The following is a 16,885-nucleotide window of genomic DNA, read 5'->3' as shown; positions in this document are numbered from 1 at the left end:
ATGGACACCCTGTCCAACCTGATCGAGGGCTTCGCCACCGCGCTGACCCCGACCCACCTGCTCCTGGCCGCCCTCGGGGTGCTGCTCGGCACCGCGATCGGCGTGCTCCCGGGCATCGGCCCGGCGATGGCGGTGGCGCTGCTGCTGCCACTGACCTACAGCATGGAGCCGACCGGCGCGTTCATCATGTTCGCGGGCATCTACTACGGCGGCATGTTCGGCGGCTCCACCACCTCGATCCTGCTGAACACCCCAGGGGAAACCGCGGCGGTGGTGACGGCGATAGAAGGCCATCCCATGGCCCGCAAGGGCCGCGGCTCGCAGGCGCTGGCCGCCGCGGCGATCGGCCACTTCATCGGCGGCATCATCGGCACCACGCTGCTCGTGCTGCTGGCGCCGATGGTGGCGAAGATGGCGGTCAACATCGGGGCGCCGGACTTCTTCGCGATCATGCTGCTGGCCTTCATCGCGGTGACGTCGGTGCTCGGATCGTCGCGAATCCGCGGGTTCGCGTCGCTGGCGATCGGGTTGGCCATCGGCCTGGTCGGGCTCGACCCGATGACCGGCCAGGCCCGGCTCACGTTCGGCTCGCTGCACCTGGCCGACGGCATCGACGTCGTGGTCGTCGCGGTAGGACTGTTCGCCGTCGGCGAGGCCCTGTGGGTCGCCGCGCATCTGCGGCGCACCACCGGAAAGCCAATCCCGGTCGGCCGTCCCTGGCTCAGCCGCGCCGACCTGTCCCGGTCGTGGCGGCCGTGGCTGCGCGGCCCGGTCATCGGGTTCCCGTTCGGCGCGGTCCCCGCCGGCGGCGCGGAGATCCCGACGTTCCTGTCCTATGTGACCGAGAAGCGGCTTTCCAAGCACCGTGAGGAGTTCGGCCACGGCGCGATCGAGGGCGTCGCCGGTCCTGAGTCGACCGCTAGCGCGTCGGCGGCCGGGACCCTCACGGCGATGCTGACCCTGGGCCTGCCGACCACGGCGACGGCCGCGGTGATGCTGGCGGCGTTCCAGCAGTACGGCATCCAGCCGGGCCCGCTGCTGTTCCAGCGCGAGTCGCAGCTGGTGTGGGCGCTCATCGCGAGCCTGTTCGTCGGGACCGTGCTGCTGCTGGTCCTGAACCTGCCGATGGCCCCACTGTGGTCGAAGCTGCTGCGCATCCCGCGCGCCTACCTGTACGCGGGCATCCTGTTCTTCGCCAGTGTCGGCGCCTACGCGGTCAGCGGCGACGTGTTGGACTTGGTGCTGCTGTTGGTGATCGGGCTGCTGGGATTCATGATGCGACGCTTCGGCCTGCCGGTGCTGCCCGCGATCATCGGCGTCATCCTCGGCCCCAACGCCGAACAGCAACTCCGCCGCGCGCTGCAGATCAGCGACGGACACCTCAGTGGCCTGGTGAACACCACTTTCTCGGTCACGGTCTACGCCATCATCGCCCTGATCCTGCTCTGGCCGCTGTACGGCAGGTTCCTCACCCGCACTCGCCCGCGCACCCCCGAAAGTGTCCGTTGACAACCTTCAGCGGTGGTATCCGTCGCTAACTCTCGAAGCCCTAGGAGTGAACAGCCCGTAACGGGGTAGTCCGAATGGGCGATTGGTTCACTAGAGGCTGAGACAGCTGGAGGGTCATCATGCGCGTGCGAAACATTCTGACAACGGTCGTGCTGAGCGGCGCGCTCGTCGGCGGGCCAGGGTTGGCCATGGCTTGGGCGGAGCAGCCGGAAGACAGACCCGGCAACGTGGGTCAGTCGGGCCAGGTTCACGGCAAGCCCGCCCCGGCGAACACCACCGTGCCGCAGCCCGCGTCCAACGCGGACTTCAGCGGCAACGGCGCCAACACCCACGGCCCGTACGACTCCACTCGGGACGGTTCGCCCTCGGGCAACGGCAACGGCGGCGGCGAAGCCGTCGGCAAGCCGTGCGCGGGCTGTGTCGGCAAGGCCGACAACAAGAACCCGAGGGGCCAGCTCCCCGGCCCGCAGGACCGCAACAAGGGCTATGAGTGCGACGCCAACAAGGGCATCGGCCGGGGCAACCCGGCGCACACCGGTTGCAAGTCGACCACCACGACCACGACGGTGCCGACCACGACCACCACAACGACGACGACGACGACCACCACCACAATGTCGACTACCACGGGGACCAACCCTCGCTCGTCGACCGCCCCGGCACCGCAGCCTGGCATCAACCCGGCCGCGGGATCCGCCGCGGCGACCGGCACCACCTCCCTCGCGGACACCGGTGTGAACATCGGAGTGCCGGTGGGCGCGGGCCTTCTTCTGCTGGGCGCGGGAACCGGCTTGATCGTGCTGGGCAGGCGCAGGCTGGCCGACTGACGTTCGTTATCTGCCGAAAGACACGCGACCGGATGGACACGCCATCCGGTCGCGTTTTCGTTGTCACCGCGACACAACCACCTGGCTTGTCCCCGCCCACCGGGCGATCAGCGGCCAGCCGTGGCCAGTATCAACACATACGCGGTCACCGCCCCGCCGTCAGCGTCAGGCCGACCAAGAACGCGCCCACCCATCCACTCATGATGGCGAACGATCAGCGACAACGAGGGGTCACTGCCCATTCGGGCGAAAGTTGACCGTGGCGGAGTGATTGTCCGTCCACTTTGGGTACTCCACGTGCACGATCCAGCTCATGAAGGGGTTAGCCATGGCACAGCCACTTCCTCCGCAGAACACCCGACCGCAGGACCGCCCGCCGGTGCAGTTGGCCGCCCTGGTGGTCGCCGCGGTCTTCCTCATCGTCGGTATCGCCGGGTTCATCCCTGGGGTGACCACCGGATACGACGGGATGACCTTCGCCGGACACGAGTCCACAGCGCTGCTGCTGGGCGTGTTCCAGGTGTCGATCCTGCACAACATCGTCCACCTGCTCTTCGGCGTCGTCGGCCTGGCGATGGCCCGGACATCGGCCGGGGCCGCGGCCTTCCTGGTGGGCGGTGGCGTGGTCTACCTGGTGCTCTGGGTCTACGGCCTGGTCATCGACTTGACGAGCGACGCGAATTTCGTTCCCTTCAACACCGCGGACAACTGGCTGCACCTGGCCTTGGGTGTCGGCATGCTCGGCCTCGGCCTCGCGCTGGGCAGGCGCCGGGTGGCGGCGTCCAGAGTGGACACGGTCTGACCGAAGGGAAGGGGCCGTCGAGGCCCCTTCCCTTCGCATTCAGTCGTCCAGGTGCTCGCCGGTCAACTTGCGGTAGCCCTTGGCGCCCGCGCGGTCGATGCTCGCCTTGACCACCCCGAAGATCGCGCCCTGCAGCAGGGCCGCGACGAGGACCTCCCGGGTGCGATGGTCCGGTGACGTCGCCTCAGGCGCTTCGTCCTCACCGGAGACACCGCGCCAGATCCGCCTGAACAACGCGGCCGCGACCAGTCCGCCGAGCGCGCTGATCAGCATGCTCAGGGGTCGGTAGAGCAGCTTCATCGCGCTCACCTCGCCCGACGATGGGTGATCAGGGCGATCAGCGCGCCGATCAGCAGCCCGATCGCGCCCGCCTGCACCGGCTTGCGCCGCACCAGCGCGGTGACCTGGCCCAGCGGGTGACTGCCCGACGGGTCGTCGGCTCGATGCCGCATGGAGTCGACCCGGCTGTCGATCCCCCAGCCGTCGACGGCGCCGTCGTCGGTGTGCGTCTTGCGGCTCGCCATGACCTTGACCTCGTGGGCCTTGGTCTCGACGCGTTCCCTCACCTCGTGGGCCTTGGAGTCGGCGCGCTGCTTGACCTCATGCGCCTTCTCCGCGGCCGCTACCTTGACCTCATGGGCTTTCTCGGCGGCCCGCTCCTTGAGCTCCTGGGCCTTGTGCACGGCCCGGTCCTTGACGTCGTGGGCCTTCTCCTCGGCCCGCCGCTTCACCTCGGTCTTGGCCACGAGCGCGTCCACGGTCTCGGCGAGATCGCCGCGCACCCGCTGGATGTCCTCGCGCAAGTCGTCCGGTCGGCTCATCGGTGTGCACCCTCCTTGATCGCCTCGATGTCACGCCGCGTGCTGCGGATCGCCTGCTCCGGGACCGGCGGGCCGGCGTGCTTGATCTTGCGCATCCCGATCAGCCCCAGCACGCCCGCGACCAGCAGCAGCACGCCGCCGACGATGAGCGCGGACGCCCACACCGACAGCACCAGCGCGAGGGCGGCGATGGCGGCGATGACCAGCGCCGCGACGCCGAACCACGCGGTGACAGCCGCGGCCCCGCCCAGCGCGGCACCACCGCCCGCTTCTTTGCCTTTCTCCTTCAGTTCGTCGGTGGCGAGGGCGAGCTCGTCGCGCACGAGTCGCGAGACCTGCTCGCCCAGTCGCCCCACCAACTCCGCGGTGGACAGTTCAGCGACACTGCGATTGGGCACGTTCATGCGGTCGGAATACCCACGACGGGTGGAAACTACGCCTCGCCGCCGGGGTCGCGCGCCGGGTAGCGGGTCAGGAAGGCGTCCGCGGCCATCGCGGCGAACTTGAGGACGCGCTCCGGCGGGTACTTGTCGGGCGCTTCCAGCAGCAGCCTGCCCATTTCCTCCGCGACCCGCACCAGGCTCCGCGCGAGGAGTTCGACGTCGACGTCGTCGGCGTTGCCCCGGCCGCGCAGGAACCGCCGAGCCACCCCCGCGAACTGCGTCATCACCGCCTGCTCGCCGCGGCGACGGTACTCGCGTACCGGAGCGGGGACCGCGCCGACCGGAAGCAGGATGGCCCGCCAGGTCGCGGGCCGCTCCTGCACGGCGCCGACAAGCGCGCGGCAGACATCGGCGAACCACTTCGCCGGGTCGGCGAGGTCGACCGGCAGCGCGGCGGCCGCGGCGAGTTGCCCGAGAGCGTGCTTGGCCTCGCGGTCGAGCAGCTCCTTGAGCAGGTGGTGGGCGTCGGTGAACTGGCCGTAGACGACTGGCCGGGTGACATCGCAGGCCTTCGCCACGGCATTGATCGAGACAGCGGCGAGACCCCGGGTGTTGATGATCTCCAGCGCCGCGTCGAGCAGCTGCTCGCGGCGTTCGGCCGCGGGCATGCGCGGTGCGTAGGGACGCTTCCCGGTCGCTTCCTTCGTCGCGGTCACCAGAGCAGTCTAGCCTTGCTTTGCTACACCACTGTAGCTACAGTCCTGTGACGGCGGGTCACACCTTTCGTCCACTCTCACGGGAGCGCGCATGAGCATCGAACCGACACCCAAGCCCGTTCCGCGCGTGCGCCGCATCCGGTTCGCCTACCCCACGGGCGCGCTCGACCGACACTTCGTGAAGAAAGAGGGCGAAGGCGAGGGCGACCTGGTGATGAGCCACATCGTCGCCGTGCTCTCCGCGATGTTCCCCGAGGGTGAGGACTTCTTCGTCCGCTCGGTGCGGCGCTACGCCGACAAGGTCGACGATCCGGAGCTCAAGGCGCAGGTCGCGGGGTTCATCGGCCAGGAGGTCACGCATGGGCGCGAGCACCGAACGCTCAACGAGCGGCTGCAGGAGATGGGCTACCCGACCCGCCGGGTCGATCGCCGTACCAAGATCGGCCTGGGGCGGGCCGAGCAGAATCTGCCGGGCCTGAGCTGTCTGGCGATGACCGCGGCCTTGGAGCACTACACGGCGGCGCTGGCCGAGACCCTGCTGACCGACGAGCGCGCCCAGCGGCTGCTCGGGTCGACCGAGGTGCGCTCGCTGCTGCTGTGGCACGCGGTCGAGGAGTCCGAGCACAAGGCCGTCGCCTTCGACGTCTACCGCGCGGCGGGCGGCACCGAGCGCAGGCGTGTCCGGACCATGCACTTCGTGACCGTCGCGTTCATCTTGGGCGTGCTGGGCCACACGCTGCTGTCGCTGCTGCGGGACCGGGCCGCGTACAACCCGGTCCGACTGGTCCGCGGCATCGCCGCGCTGCGGCACTCACCGTTCCTGACCCGGCAGGTGTTCCGTCGGATCGCGGCGTACAACCGGCCGGGCTTCCACCCCGACGACCACGACAACACCGTGCTGCTCGAACGCTGGACCGCCGAACTCTTCGGCGCCGAGGGCAAGCTCGCCGACAAACTTCGCTGATTCGCGCCATCCCCTGGACAAAGCTACTCCACTGAAGCATATTTACTACTCGGGAGTAGTAAGCGGCACCGAGGGAGAACCGATGGCAGCCCACACGCGACAGCCCGAGCCGATGCCCCGGCGACTGGACTATGGGTTCTTCGGGCCGGGCTCGCCGTCGTGGAAGGTGTGGACGAACCCCACCGCGCTGATCGGCTTCCAGCGTGCGGTCGTGTTGGAACACTTCGACCCGTTCCTCACCGCCGCGGTCGCGGACTCACGCGGGATCTACAACGACCCGTATGGGCGCCTGGACCGGACGCTGGCGTACTTCCTGACCGTGGCCGTCGCGGACTCCCGGACCGCGATCGAGGCCTCGGACTTCCTGCTGCGCGTGCACGCCAAGGCGACCGGCGTCGAGCCGATCAGCGGGCAGCGCTACAGCGCGAACAACCCGACCTCGCAGCTGTGGATCCACATCACCGGCTGGCACTCGGTTCTCAAGTGCTACGAGATGTACGGCCCAGGCCTGTCCCCGGAAGAGGAGGACCGGTTCTGGGCCGAGTGCGTCACCGCCGCCGAACTGCAGACCTGCAAGCCCGCCGACGTGCCGCGCTCACGGGACGAGGTCCGCGAGTACTACGCCGAGGTGCGGCCCCGGCTGTGCACGTCGGAGCGCGCCAACGAGGGGATGCGCTACCTACTGCATGTGCCGTGGGAGAAGGGCGTCAAGGCGTGGGGCGGCAGCCGGATAGTGGCCCCCGCCGCGATCGCGACCCTGCCGAAGTGGATGCGCGAGCTGGGCGGGTTCGACCAGCCCGCCGTGCTGGACCGGGCGATCGTCCCCGCCGCCAAGCTCGCCGTGAAGGTCATCGGAACCCAAATCCGACCCGACGCCGAAGCCAAAGGCCCCATCCGCAAGGGAATGCTCGCCGCGACCGGCCTGCTCGGCCCCGCCACCTCCCGAATCCTGACCATGCACCTGCGCGACGAACCCCCAGTCCGCCCCGAAACCCTGACCCCCACCCAGGCCCGCGCCCTCTACGGCAAGGGCGCCCACGCCCACCTGGCAACCCAATGACCCCACCCCACCCCCCACCCCACCGCGAGTCGCCCCCTCAAGTAAGCGAGTCGCCCCTCCCGGCAAACGAGTCGCCCCTCCCGGCAAACGAGTTCGACGGTCCGGCCGGCGAATTCAACTTTCCCGCCGGCGAGTCGCCCCCTCAAGCAAGCGAGTCGCCCGTTCCGGTAAGCGAGTTCGACGGTCCGGCCGGCGAATTCCGCCTTCTGGCTGGCGAGTCGTCGCCCCAAGCCGGCGAGTCGTTCCCTCAGGCGGGCGAGTCCTGCCTTCGGGCAAACGAGTTCGACCTTCGTGTCGGGCGACCGTTGCTTCGGCTGGTCAGCTCAGCTGACGGGAACGTCCGCACGCAGGGTGGCGAAGTGTTCGGTGAGCATGCGGTTCGCTCGACGGCGGAGTCGGTCTCGGGTGGCGGGGTCGGATCCGGACAGCAGGCCCATGCCCGCCACCAGGGTGACGAGTCGGCTGACCTCGTGGCGGAGGTCGAGGTTCGCGCGCAGTTCGCCGTCGTCAACGGCCTCTTTGAGGTGTTGGTGGGCGAGTTCCCCCCAGGCCCGGTAGCCGAGTCCGAAGCCGCCGGGGGTCGGCGAGCGCTGTGGGTCGTCGGACCAGAAGGCGAGCCAGACGCGCCAGATGGCGACGCCGTCGGGGTCGGTGGGAAGCACTCCCAAGGCGGCCCGGTTGACGGCGGCCAGACCGCGTCCGCGGCCCACCGAGGCCCGCACCCGCTCGGCGGCGAGTCTGCCGTTGTAGCGCTGGATAGCGCCCATCAGCTCGGCTTTGTCCTCGAAGTAGTGCGTGACGGACCCGGTGGTCACCCCGGCCTCGGCCGCGATGGTGCGCATCGTGGCCGCCGCCGCGCCGCGGGTGCTGATCAGCCGCCTGCCCGCGGCGATGATCAGCTCACGACTTCGTGGATCCCGGATCTGTCGCGCCACCACTTCACCTCCGACGACTCATGGGCATAACACCATAACGACTGTTCCGTAACCAACGATACGTAACGCTCGTTGTGACTTGATACGCACCGGCGAAGGAGGCTCAGCGAGTGCTCTTGGAGACACCGCCGTCCCGCGGGCCGGTGGCCGACGCGGCCCTGCAGATCGGGCACATGCTCGACTTCGCGGTCCTCACCCTGCTCGCCGGCCTGCAATCGCTGCGCTACCGGCGGTTTCCCTGGCGTGAGTGCGTCCACCAGATGTGGTTCCTGGCCACCGTCACCACGCTCCCCGCCGTGCTGGTCACCGTCCCGCTCGGTGTGATGGTCGCGGTGAACATCGGTTCGCTGGCAGGGCAGCTCGGCGCCCAGGGCTACGGCGGCGCGGTGGTCGCGTTCGTCATCGTCGGCCAAGCGGCGCCGCTGATCTGCGCGCTGATGATCTCCGGCGTCGGTGGCTCGGCGATCTGCGCCGACCTCGGGTCCCGCAAGATCCGCGAGGAGACCGACGCGCTCGAAGTCATGGGTGTGTCCACAGTCGAGCGGCTCGCGGTGCCCAGGGTGGTCGCCGCGACCGTGGTGACCGTGCTGCTCAACGGGGTGGTGATGGCCGTCGGGATCGGCGTGAGCTTCGCCTTCCAGGTCATCGCGCTGAACAACTCCCCCGGCAGTTTCCTCGGCGCGCTCACCGAGTTCTCCCGCCTGTCGGACTTCCTCGTCGCCGAGATCAAGGCCGCCGCGTTCGCGGTCTGCGCCGCCATCGTCGCCTGCTACAAGGGCCTCACGGTCAAAGGCGGGCCCAGCGGTGTCGGCGACGCGGTCAACGAAGCGGTCGTGCTCGCGTTCGTGCTGGTGTTCATCGTCAACGTGGTGGTCACCGAGCTCTACACGGTGATCGTCCCGGCGCGGGGGGCCTACTGATGGCGGGAACCGCGGTACGGCGCGGAAGCCGGCTGGTCCAGCCGGTCACCGGCGGATTGGTCAGGCTGGGAATCCAGGTCAGCTTCTACGCCTACGCCCTGGCCGCCGTCCCGCGCGCGGTCACCCACTACTGGCGGCACGTGGTCAAGCTGGTCGCCGAGGTGAGCTTCGGCCGGGCGTCGCTGCTCGCGGGCGGCGGCACCATCGGCGTGGTCTTCGCGATGTCGTTCGTCTCCGCGACCCAGCTCGGCCTGGAGGGCTACCGCGGCCTCGACCTGATCGGCCTGACCCCGATGTCCGGCCTGATGACCGCGCTGGTCAACACCCGCGAACTGGCGCCCCTGGTGGCCGGGATCGCGCTGGCGGCGAAGGTCGGCACCGGCTTCACCGCGCAGCTGGGCGCGATGCGGATCAGCGACGAGGTCGACGCGTTGGAGGTCATGGCGATCCCGTCGATGACGTTCCTGGTGAGCACCCGGATCGCGGCCGCGTTCATCGCGGTGATCCCGCTGTACCTGATCGGCCTGTTCGCCTCCTACCTGGCGACCAACGTCGCGGTGGTGGGCATCAACGGGCAGTCCCAGGGCACCTACGACTTCTACTTCCACCTGATGCTCACCCCGGGCGACGTCCTCAAGTCGCTGCTCAAAGTCCTGATCTTCGCCGTGATCATCACCCTGGTGCACTGCTTCTACGGCTACACCGCCACCGGCGGCCCCGAGGGCGTCGGCCGGGCCGCGGGCGCGGCCCTGCGCACCAGCATCGTCACCCTGGCGGTCGCCGACATGCTGCTGTCGTTCACGTTCTGGGGTCTGCACCCGTCGCTGCCCGGTCTGGGGGTGCAGTGATGCCGGACCTCACCCGAGGCGGAGTCAGCCGCACCAGCCTTCTTTCGCGCGGGATCGCGGGCGTGACCGCGCTCGCCGCCATCTCCGTCCTCACCCTGATCAACAGCGCCGGCGGGTTTGCGGCCGAACCGGAGATCACCGCCGTGCTGCCCGCGGCCAGCGGCCCGATCCAGGACAACGTGCCGGTGCAGTACCGGGGTGTCCCGATCGGCCGGGTCGTCGACATCCGGCCCGGAACCGACAGCGCGACCCTGACCTTGCGGATCAAGGACGGCCAACTCGACCGCATCCCCAATGGCGTCCAGGCCCGCCTGCTGCCGCGCACCCTGTTCGGCGACCAGTACCTCGACCTCGCCGTCCCGCAGGGCCAAGCGTCGGCGGGCACGCTGCGGCCGGGCGCGGCGCTGCGCCCGGACACCTCGGCGCAGACCGTGCAGCTGTATGTGGCCTACACCAAGCTCTACGACCTCATCACCGCCCTGGAGCCCGCGAAGATCCAGGTCGCCCTCGGCGCGATGGCCGACCTGCTGCGCGGGCGCGGCGCCGAGTACGGGCGGATGATCGACGACGCCGCCGCCCTGGTGAACGGCTCCCGGCCACTGGTCGACTCGCTGGGCGAGGACATCACCGAGGTCGCGGGCATCACCCGGCAGCTCGCCGCGAGCGCGCCCGACCTCCTGGCCACCCTCGACAACGCCGTCGCACTCTCCCGCACCGTGGTCGACAAACAGCAGAACCTCGCCGCCCTGCTCGTCGGCGGTGGACAGGTCGCCGACCAGGCGCAGCGGATGCTCACCGACAACTCGGGCCGGTTCATCCAGCTGGTGCGCACGACCGCGCCGGTGACGAAGGTGATCGGCGCCCAGCCCGAACTGCTCGGCACGATGCTCGACAGCACCAACGACTTCCTCGAAGCCGCCAACCGCGGCTTCTCCACCGGGCGGCTCAAGATCCGCGTCGCGATCACCATGGACCAGCCCTACCCGTACACGCCCGCCGACTGCCCGCGCTACCCCGGCCTGGCCGGACCGAACTGCGGGCAGGCCGTCCCCATGGCGTCGAGCGGGACCACCGGCCCGGTCGGCAGCCCCCAGGAGCAGCAGACCTTGCAGCAGCTACTCCCCTATCTGCCAACGGATACACCGCCTCTCGGCACGCTCCCCGAACAGTCGGCCCAGCCGGATCTGTTCAGCCTGCTGCTGGGTCCGCTCGTGCGCGGGAGCCAGGTGTTGATCCCATGAAGATGACCGCCGTCTCGATCAAGCTCGCGCTCTACGTGGTGATCGCCGTCCTCGCGGGCGTGGTCGTGGTCAACACCCTGACCGACCCGATCGGACACCCGACCGACGACTACCACGCCGTGTTCACCGACGCCGCGGGGCTGATCAACGGCAGCGACATCACGATCGCCGGGGTCCGGGTCGGCACGGTCAGCGGGGTGCGGCTGGAGAACGGACTGGCCACAGTGGACTTCGACCTGCGCGAGGACCAGCGGATCCCCGCCGACGCGCGCGCGGTGATCCGCTACGCCGATCTGCTCGGCGCCCGGGCCGTCGCGATCGTGCCGGGCCCGGGCGGCGCGGGCGACCTGCCGCCTGGCTCGACCATCCCGGTCGAGCGGACCGCCCCGGCGCTGGACATGACGTCGCTGTTCAACGGGTTCAAGCCGCTGTTCAACGCGATCGACCCGAAGGAGGTCAACCAGCTCGCGGGCGAACTGGTCGCGGTGTTCCAAGGCGAGTCGGGCACCATCGCGAGCCTGCTGCGGCACGTGGTGTCGGTGACCGCCACGATCAACGGCAAGGACCAGGTGATCGGCCAGTTGCTCGACAACCTCACAGCGGTGCTGAGCACGATCAACAGCCACCGCGACGACCTCACAGCCCTCCTCGACGGGCTCGCCACGCTCACCGACAACGTCGCCGCGAGCCGTCAGCAGATCGCCGAGGCGCTCGACTCGGGCGCCCAGCTGGCGGGCACCCTCTCGGATCTCCTCGGTGACCTCACGCCGACCCTGACCCGCGACGTCCGCTCGGTCGACGCCCTCGCGCGGACGCTGCTGCGCAACTCCGACGGCATCGACGCGGCGCTCGCGGCCACGCCCGGGTTCTTCGCCGACCTGAACCGGGCAGGCGATTACGGCTCCTGGATCAACATCTACGTCTGCAACCTCAGCGTCACCCTCGCGAGCACCCCGACCGATCTCGGCTTCGGACCGCACTCGGCGGTGTGCCGATGAGACACCGCAACCCGATGGTCACCGGCGCGCTCGCGGGCGCGGTGCTGTTCGCGCTCGTCGCGGCGGCGGTGATCGCGCCCAAGCTGGTGTTCCTGGCCCGCACCGACGACTACACCGCCGAGTTCGCCAACGCGGCCGGGCTCACCGCCCACGACCAGGTCTATGTCGCCGGGGTGCCATCCGGCCGGGTCACCGAGGTGAGCCTGGCGGGCGACCGGGTCCACGTGAGGTTCCGGCTCGACAACGACCAGCCGCTCGGCGAGAGCTCCAGCGCGTCGATCAAGCTGCTCACGATCCTCGGCACCCGGTACCTCAGCGTGCAGCCCGCGGGCAGCGGCAGGCTCGACGAGGACGCCGTCATCCCGCTGGAGCGCACGTCGGTGCCCTACAGCCTCGACGAGCTCGCCGGCGCGGCCACCGGCACGGTCGAGCAGCTCGACTTGGCCGCGCTGCGGAAGATGGTCCACACGATGCGCGAGGTCATCCCGCAGGACACGGCGCTGGTGAACCACGCGCTGACCGGGGTCGCCGCGGCCTCGGACCTGATCGCCCGCCGCGACAGCCAGTTCGACCAGCTGCTGGAGGCGACCAAGACTGTCACCAGCGACCTGCTCGGCAGGCGCGACACCCTGATCTCCCTTGTCGGCGACGCCACGGCTGTCGCGCAGATGCTCGACTCGCGGCGGACGGTGATCCGGCAGCTGATCGCCGACGTCGGGTCGCTGGCCGGGCACCTGCGGAAGTTCCTCGCCGACAACGCCGAAGTCCTCGGCCCGCTGCTGAACCGCCTGCACGAGCTGGTGACCGCGATGTCGGCCAACGAGAAAGCCCTGTCGGACACGTTGACCCAGCTCGCCCCGACCAGCCGCTACCTCGCCAACGCCACCGGCAACGGGCCGTGGGCCGACGTGGTGGGACCGGCCGGGCCGCTGCCGGACAACCTGCTGTGCGTGTCCGGACTCATCCAGGGGTGCCGATGAAGAGCCGACTTGCCGCCGTGCTGACCGGGGTGTGCGTGTTCACCCTGCCGGCCGCGGGCGCGTGGTACACGTTCAAACCCGGTGCGGTGCTGCGGGTCTCGGCCGACTTCACCGCCGCGGACCAGGTCTACCCGGGCAACCGGGTGGCGATCCTGGGCGTGCCGGTGGGCACGGTCGAATCGGTCACGCCGCTGGGATCGGTGGTGCGGGTGACGATGACGCTGCCCGGCGACACCCACATCCCCGACAGCGCGCAGGCCTACATCATGAGCCCGCAGGTCGTCAGCGACCGGTTCGTGGAGCTGAGTCCGCCGTACCGGACCGGCGGCGAACTGCGCGACGGCGCGGTGATCCCGGTGGAGCGCACGCACGCGCCGATCAAGTGGGACCAGCTCGTCGGGGCGATGGACACCCTGGCCACGGCGCTGGGACCGAACGGCGCCAACAAGGACGGCGACCTGACCGCGCTGCTGCACTCCGCGGCGGTCACCGCGCAAGGAAACGGCCCTGCCCTGCGCGACGCGGTCGCGAAGATCAGCCAGGCGACCGGTCTGCTCGCGGGCGACACCGGAGACTTGGGCGCGGTGCTGGGCAACGTCGACAAGCTGGTGCAGGTCTTGGCCGACCACAAGGCGGAGATCGCCACCCTCACCCAGGTCGTGACCCGGCTCGGCACCGACCTGTCGACCGAGCGCGACGGCATCTCCCGCACCATCGGCGACCTGTCGGCCGTCCTGTCCGAAGTGGACAAACTGGTCCGCGCGCACGGCGGCGCATTGAGCGAGGACCTGACGAACCTGGCCAACCTCACCGGAATGCTCGCCGCGCACCAGCAGAACCTCGCCGAGACGCTCGACGTGCTGCCGCTGGCGATGGGCAACACCGCGCGGGCGGTGTCACCGGACGAACGGCTGCGCCTGCGCATGGACATATCGACCAACCTGAGCCAGTTCCCCGCCTCGGCAGCGCTGTGCCGGCGGCTGCCCGTGCCGCTGTGCTCCGGGCCGGGGCTGGTCAACCCGATCCCGCTGCCGCCGTCGGGCCTGCCCCTGGGCGGTGGCTGATGCGGTGGCTGATCCGGCGCCTCCTGCTCGGCGTGCTCACCGCGTCGCTGCTGAGCGGCTGCGGCCTGAGCATGCAGAACCTGCCCATCGGCCGCTCCCCCGACGGCCCGACCTACCACGTGACCGCGGTGTTCGCCGACGCCTCGAACGTGCCGATCGGCGGCATGGTCAAGATCGGCCAGGCCACGGTCGGCCGTGTCTCCAGCATCGACACTCGCGACTTCCAGGCGGTGGTCGGCCTGGAGATCACCACGGACACCGTGCTGTCGCCCGGCACGACCGCGCAGCTGCAGCTCACGTCCGCGCTGGGTGAGGAGTTCGTGGACCTGCGGCCACCCGCGACGCCCGCGCCGGGCGAGCCGCTGAGCGACGGGGACGTGATCCCGCTGTCGGCGACCTCGCGCGGTCCCGATGTGGAGAACATGCTGGCCGCGGTCGGCGGGCTGCTCAACGGCAGCGGCCTCGACCACGTCCGCACAATCGTGACCGAGCTGAACACCATGCTCGGCGGGCGCGAGGACGAGGTCCGCGACCTGCTGCACCAGCTCGACGGCGTGCTGGCGTCCCTCGACAGCCACGGCACCCAGATCGCCGGACTGATCGACTCGATGAACACCCTGGCCGCCGACACCGCCGCCCAGCGGCCGCTGTTGGAGGCCGCTCTCACCGACATCACGCCCGCGCTGCAGGTGTTGATCTCCCAGCGCGACCAGTTCACCGGGCTGCTCACGAAGGTGACCGCGCTGAGCACGTCGGCGAACGGGATCCTCGGGGAGACCGGGCAGGCGTTCACCACGCAGCTCCACCAGCTGCGGCCGGTGCTCGACTCGCTCAGCGCGTTCGACCAGCGGCTGGAACCGACCCTGGCCCGGCTCACCACCTTCGGCGGCCTGCTCGACCGCGCCGTCCCGGGCGACTACCTCAACGTCGACCTGGAGCTCGACGTGCCGAACTCGATCCTGCAGCTGATCCAGTCGACCGGCGGGCTGCCGCTGCCCGTGCCGCTCGGAGGTGGGGTCCGGTGAACCGCACGGTCATCGTCCAGCTCGTCCTGTTCGCCATGATGGGACTCGCCGCGGGGCTCTACGTCGTGGACAACGTGCTCGGGCCGCAGGCGTTCGGCACCCCGATGAAGGTGACCGTCCGGCTGCCCGACGCGGCGGGCCTGGCCCGCGAGTCCCAGGTGACGTATCGCGGCGTCGACGCGGGGACGGTCAGCTCGGTCGACATCGACCCCGACGGCTTGGGCGTCACCCTCGAACTGACGCTCGACCCGGGTCTGCGGATTCCCGCCGACACCCAGGCCGTGATCAGCATGGACACCCCGGTCGCCATCCAGCACGTCGACCTGCGGCCCACCCATGACCGGCCGCCGTACCTGACCGAGGGCAGCGTGATCCAGGCCAAGGACACGGCCGTCCCGCTGCCGCTGAACACGCTGCTCGTGCACTTCATGGAACTCGCCGACAGCATCGACCCGGAAGACCTGCGGGTGCTCACCGACGCGCTGGCCACCGGGCTCAACGGGATGGGCCCGGAGCTGCGGCAGATCATGACCAACACGCAGACCCTGATGGACGCGCTGCGCGCCAACGACCCTGTCCTGGTCAACCTGCTCACCAACGCCGACTCGGTTCTGGGCGCCGCGGACGGGCTCCCGAAGCTGGCCGCGGGGATGCGTCGGCTGACCGACCAGGTGCGGGCGCAGGACCCGGCGATCCGCTCGATCCTCGACACCGCCCCCGGCTTCACGGCGACCCTGGCGCCGCTGATGGCGAACAACCAGCAGGCCGCGGCGGCGCTGCTGGGGAACCTGCTGACGACCAGCCAGATCGTCAGCGTCCGGATTCCCGCGCTGAAGGAGACGATGGTCGCCCTGCCCAAGGCGCTCGACGCGCTGGCGAGCACGGCGCACGGCGACACCGTCGACATGTACCTCGTCGGCGCGCAGGGACCGGTGTGCTTCAACGACACCGCCCGCCGGACACCCACCGACACCTCGTCCCGCGACCCGCAGCTGGGCTGGCACTGCCAACCGGGTCCCGGCTTGTCGCAGCGCGGGGCGATGAACGCGCCGCGTCCGGTGGCGACCTACGACCCCGCGACCGGGCAGGGCAGCACCCCGTCCGGTGAGCGGTTCTCCGTGGGCGCGGGCGGCGGCCAGGCCGAGGTGCTCGGACCCCGTTCGTGGCAATCACTCTTCTTGCAGGGAGTCAGCTGATGACGACACCGACCGACACCGACGAGTCCACCGAGACCGAGTCCACCGAATCCACCGCGGAACCGGAAGAGTCCACTGAGGACACACGACGGCCGCGCGCGCTGACAATCGCCCTCGCGCTGGTGATCGTCGTGCTGTTGGCGCTGTCGGGGTTCCTGGGGTGGAAGTTCCTTGAGCGGCGCCAAGCCGACTCGGCCCGGGCCGCCGCCGTCGACGCGGGCACCCGCTACGCCACGGACCTCGCGAGCTATGACTTCAACAACCTCGCTGGCAACTTCACCACCGTCACCGCCAACTCGACGGAGAAGTTCGCCCAGCAGTACAAGCAGGTCAGCGACAACCTCACCCAGCTGATCGTGCAGATGAAGGCGACGTCGAAGGGGTCGGTGACCCAGCTCGGCGTGGTCGAGTCCGACGCCGACAGCGCGGTGCTGATCCTGTTCCTGGACCAGACGATCACCAACACGAACTCGCCGCAGCCGCGGGTCGACCGCAACCGGATGCGGCTGAGCCTGGTCCAGAGCGGCGACCGCTGGCTGATCGACGACGTGCAGCTGCTCTGAACGCGGCGCTTTAAAAACGCCCACCTGGGTATT

General features: G+C 69.8%; 19 protein-coding genes. 14 read left to right on the top strand and 5 right to left on the bottom strand.

What is annotated here, in order from left to right; all coding sequences use genetic code 11:
* The 3 genes from ACUZ2Y_RS03415 to ACUZ2Y_RS03405 all read left to right on the top strand — a co-directional run bounded on the left by ACUZ2Y_RS03415 (position 1) and on the right by ACUZ2Y_RS03405 (position 3,138).
* Positions 1-1,509 (top strand): tripartite tricarboxylate transporter permease, encoded by a 1,509-nt coding sequence (locus ACUZ2Y_RS03415; RefSeq protein WP_476326781.1) that lies wholly within the window; start codon positions 1-3, stop codon positions 1,507-1,509.
* Positions 1,510-1,628: 119 nt separating this feature from the next.
* Positions 1,629-2,336: a hypothetical protein gene (locus ACUZ2Y_RS03410; protein WP_476326779.1), complete on the top strand. Its 708-nt coding sequence runs from the start codon at positions 1,629-1,631 to the stop codon at positions 2,334-2,336.
* A 328-nt stretch (positions 2,337-2,664) separates the two neighbouring features.
* Entirely contained in the window at positions 2,665-3,138 is a 474-nt protein-coding gene (locus ACUZ2Y_RS03405; protein WP_476326777.1) for a DUF4383 domain-containing protein, read from the top strand.
* 39 nt (positions 3,139-3,177) lie between these two features.
* On the opposite strand, the gene ACUZ2Y_RS03400 is transcribed toward ACUZ2Y_RS03405, so the two are convergent.
* From ACUZ2Y_RS03400 to ACUZ2Y_RS03385, 4 genes are read right to left on the bottom strand one after another with little or no spacing between them, the layout of a single operon-like run.
* On the bottom strand, positions 3,178-3,438 hold the full coding sequence (locus ACUZ2Y_RS03400; protein WP_476331554.1) for a DUF4235 domain-containing protein: 261 nt from the start codon (positions 3,436-3,438) through the stop codon (positions 3,178-3,180).
* 5 nt (positions 3,439-3,443) lie between these two features.
* On the bottom strand, positions 3,444-3,959 hold the full coding sequence (locus ACUZ2Y_RS03395; protein ID WP_476326775.1) for a DUF3618 domain-containing protein: 516 nt from the start codon (positions 3,957-3,959) through the stop codon (positions 3,444-3,446).
* Positions 3,956-4,363, bottom strand: coding sequence for a phage holin family protein (locus ACUZ2Y_RS03390; protein ID WP_476326773.1), 408 nt, complete (start codon positions 4,361-4,363; stop codon positions 3,956-3,958). Before ACUZ2Y_RS03390 ends, ACUZ2Y_RS03395 begins: the two co-directional genes overlap by 4 nt.
* A gap of 29 nt (positions 4,364-4,392) precedes the next feature.
* Positions 4,393-5,058: a TetR/AcrR family transcriptional regulator gene (locus tag ACUZ2Y_RS03385; protein ID WP_476326771.1), complete on the bottom strand. Its 666-nt coding sequence runs from the start codon at positions 5,056-5,058 to the stop codon at positions 4,393-4,395.
* A 91-nt stretch (positions 5,059-5,149) separates the two neighbouring features.
* On the opposite strand from ACUZ2Y_RS03385, the gene ACUZ2Y_RS03380 reads away from it, so the two are divergent.
* Both ACUZ2Y_RS03380 and ACUZ2Y_RS03375 read left to right on the top strand, forming a co-directional pair.
* Positions 5,150-6,022, top strand: coding sequence for a metal-dependent hydrolase (locus ACUZ2Y_RS03380; protein ID WP_476326769.1), 873 nt, complete (start codon positions 5,150-5,152; stop codon positions 6,020-6,022).
* A gap of 82 nt (positions 6,023-6,104) precedes the next feature.
* Entirely contained in the window at positions 6,105-7,082 is a 978-nt protein-coding gene (locus ACUZ2Y_RS03375; protein WP_476326767.1) for an oxygenase MpaB family protein, read from the top strand.
* Positions 7,083-7,405: 323 nt separating this feature from the next.
* Here the strand turns inward: ACUZ2Y_RS03375 and ACUZ2Y_RS03370 are convergent, their stop codons facing one another.
* Entirely contained in the window at positions 7,406-8,017 is a 612-nt protein-coding gene (locus tag ACUZ2Y_RS03370) for a TetR/AcrR family transcriptional regulator (protein ID WP_476326765.1), read from the bottom strand.
* 110 nt (positions 8,018-8,127) lie between these two features.
* Here ACUZ2Y_RS03370 and ACUZ2Y_RS03365 point away from each other — a divergent pair, with 110 nt between their 5' ends.
* From ACUZ2Y_RS03365 to ACUZ2Y_RS03325, 9 genes are read left to right on the top strand one after another with little or no spacing between them, the layout of a single operon-like run.
* Positions 8,128-8,937, top strand: coding sequence for an MlaE family ABC transporter permease (locus tag ACUZ2Y_RS03365; protein ID WP_091369811.1), 810 nt, complete (start codon positions 8,128-8,130; stop codon positions 8,935-8,937).
* Positions 8,937-9,785 (top strand): MlaE family ABC transporter permease, encoded by an 849-nt coding sequence (locus tag ACUZ2Y_RS03360; RefSeq protein ID WP_476326760.1) that lies wholly within the window; start codon positions 8,937-8,939, stop codon positions 9,783-9,785. Before ACUZ2Y_RS03365 ends, ACUZ2Y_RS03360 begins: the two co-directional genes overlap by 1 nt.
* The gene (locus ACUZ2Y_RS03355) at positions 9,785-11,026 is read left to right on the top strand and encodes an MCE family protein (RefSeq protein WP_476326758.1); all 1,242 of its coding nucleotides are present in this window, start codon (positions 9,785-9,787) and stop codon (positions 11,024-11,026) included. Before ACUZ2Y_RS03360 ends, ACUZ2Y_RS03355 begins: the two co-directional genes overlap by 1 nt.
* Positions 11,023-12,024 carry an MCE family protein gene (locus tag ACUZ2Y_RS03350; RefSeq protein WP_476326756.1) on the top strand — a complete coding sequence of 334 codons (1,002 nt, stop codon included), beginning with the start codon at positions 11,023-11,025 and terminating at the stop codon, positions 12,022-12,024. Before ACUZ2Y_RS03355 ends, ACUZ2Y_RS03350 begins: the two co-directional genes overlap by 4 nt.
* Entirely contained in the window at positions 12,021-13,004 is a 984-nt protein-coding gene (locus ACUZ2Y_RS03345) for an MCE family protein (RefSeq protein ID WP_476326755.1), read from the top strand. Before ACUZ2Y_RS03350 ends, ACUZ2Y_RS03345 begins: the two co-directional genes overlap by 4 nt.
* A complete protein-coding gene (locus tag ACUZ2Y_RS03340; RefSeq protein ID WP_476326753.1) occupies positions 13,001-14,068 on the top strand; it encodes an MCE family protein in 1,068 nt (355 codons plus the stop codon). The genes ACUZ2Y_RS03345 and ACUZ2Y_RS03340 overlap by 4 nt, the downstream gene beginning before the upstream one ends.
* Positions 14,068-15,093 (top strand): MCE family protein, encoded by a 1,026-nt coding sequence (locus ACUZ2Y_RS03335; RefSeq protein ID WP_476326751.1) that lies wholly within the window; start codon positions 14,068-14,070, stop codon positions 15,091-15,093. The genes ACUZ2Y_RS03340 and ACUZ2Y_RS03335 overlap by 1 nt, the downstream gene beginning before the upstream one ends.
* On the top strand, positions 15,090-16,289 hold the full coding sequence (locus tag ACUZ2Y_RS03330) for an MlaD family protein (protein ID WP_476326749.1): 1,200 nt from the start codon (positions 15,090-15,092) through the stop codon (positions 16,287-16,289). Before ACUZ2Y_RS03335 ends, ACUZ2Y_RS03330 begins: the two co-directional genes overlap by 4 nt.
* Positions 16,289-16,852 carry a VirB8/TrbF family protein gene (locus ACUZ2Y_RS03325; protein ID WP_476326747.1) on the top strand — a complete coding sequence of 188 codons (564 nt, stop codon included), beginning with the start codon at positions 16,289-16,291 and terminating at the stop codon, positions 16,850-16,852. The genes ACUZ2Y_RS03330 and ACUZ2Y_RS03325 overlap by 1 nt, the downstream gene beginning before the upstream one ends.
* Positions 16,853-16,885 lie beyond the last annotated feature (33 nt).

The organism is Actinokineospora sp. UV203, assembly GCF_056323665.1.
This window is presented reverse-complemented; position numbering and strand designations above follow the sequence as displayed.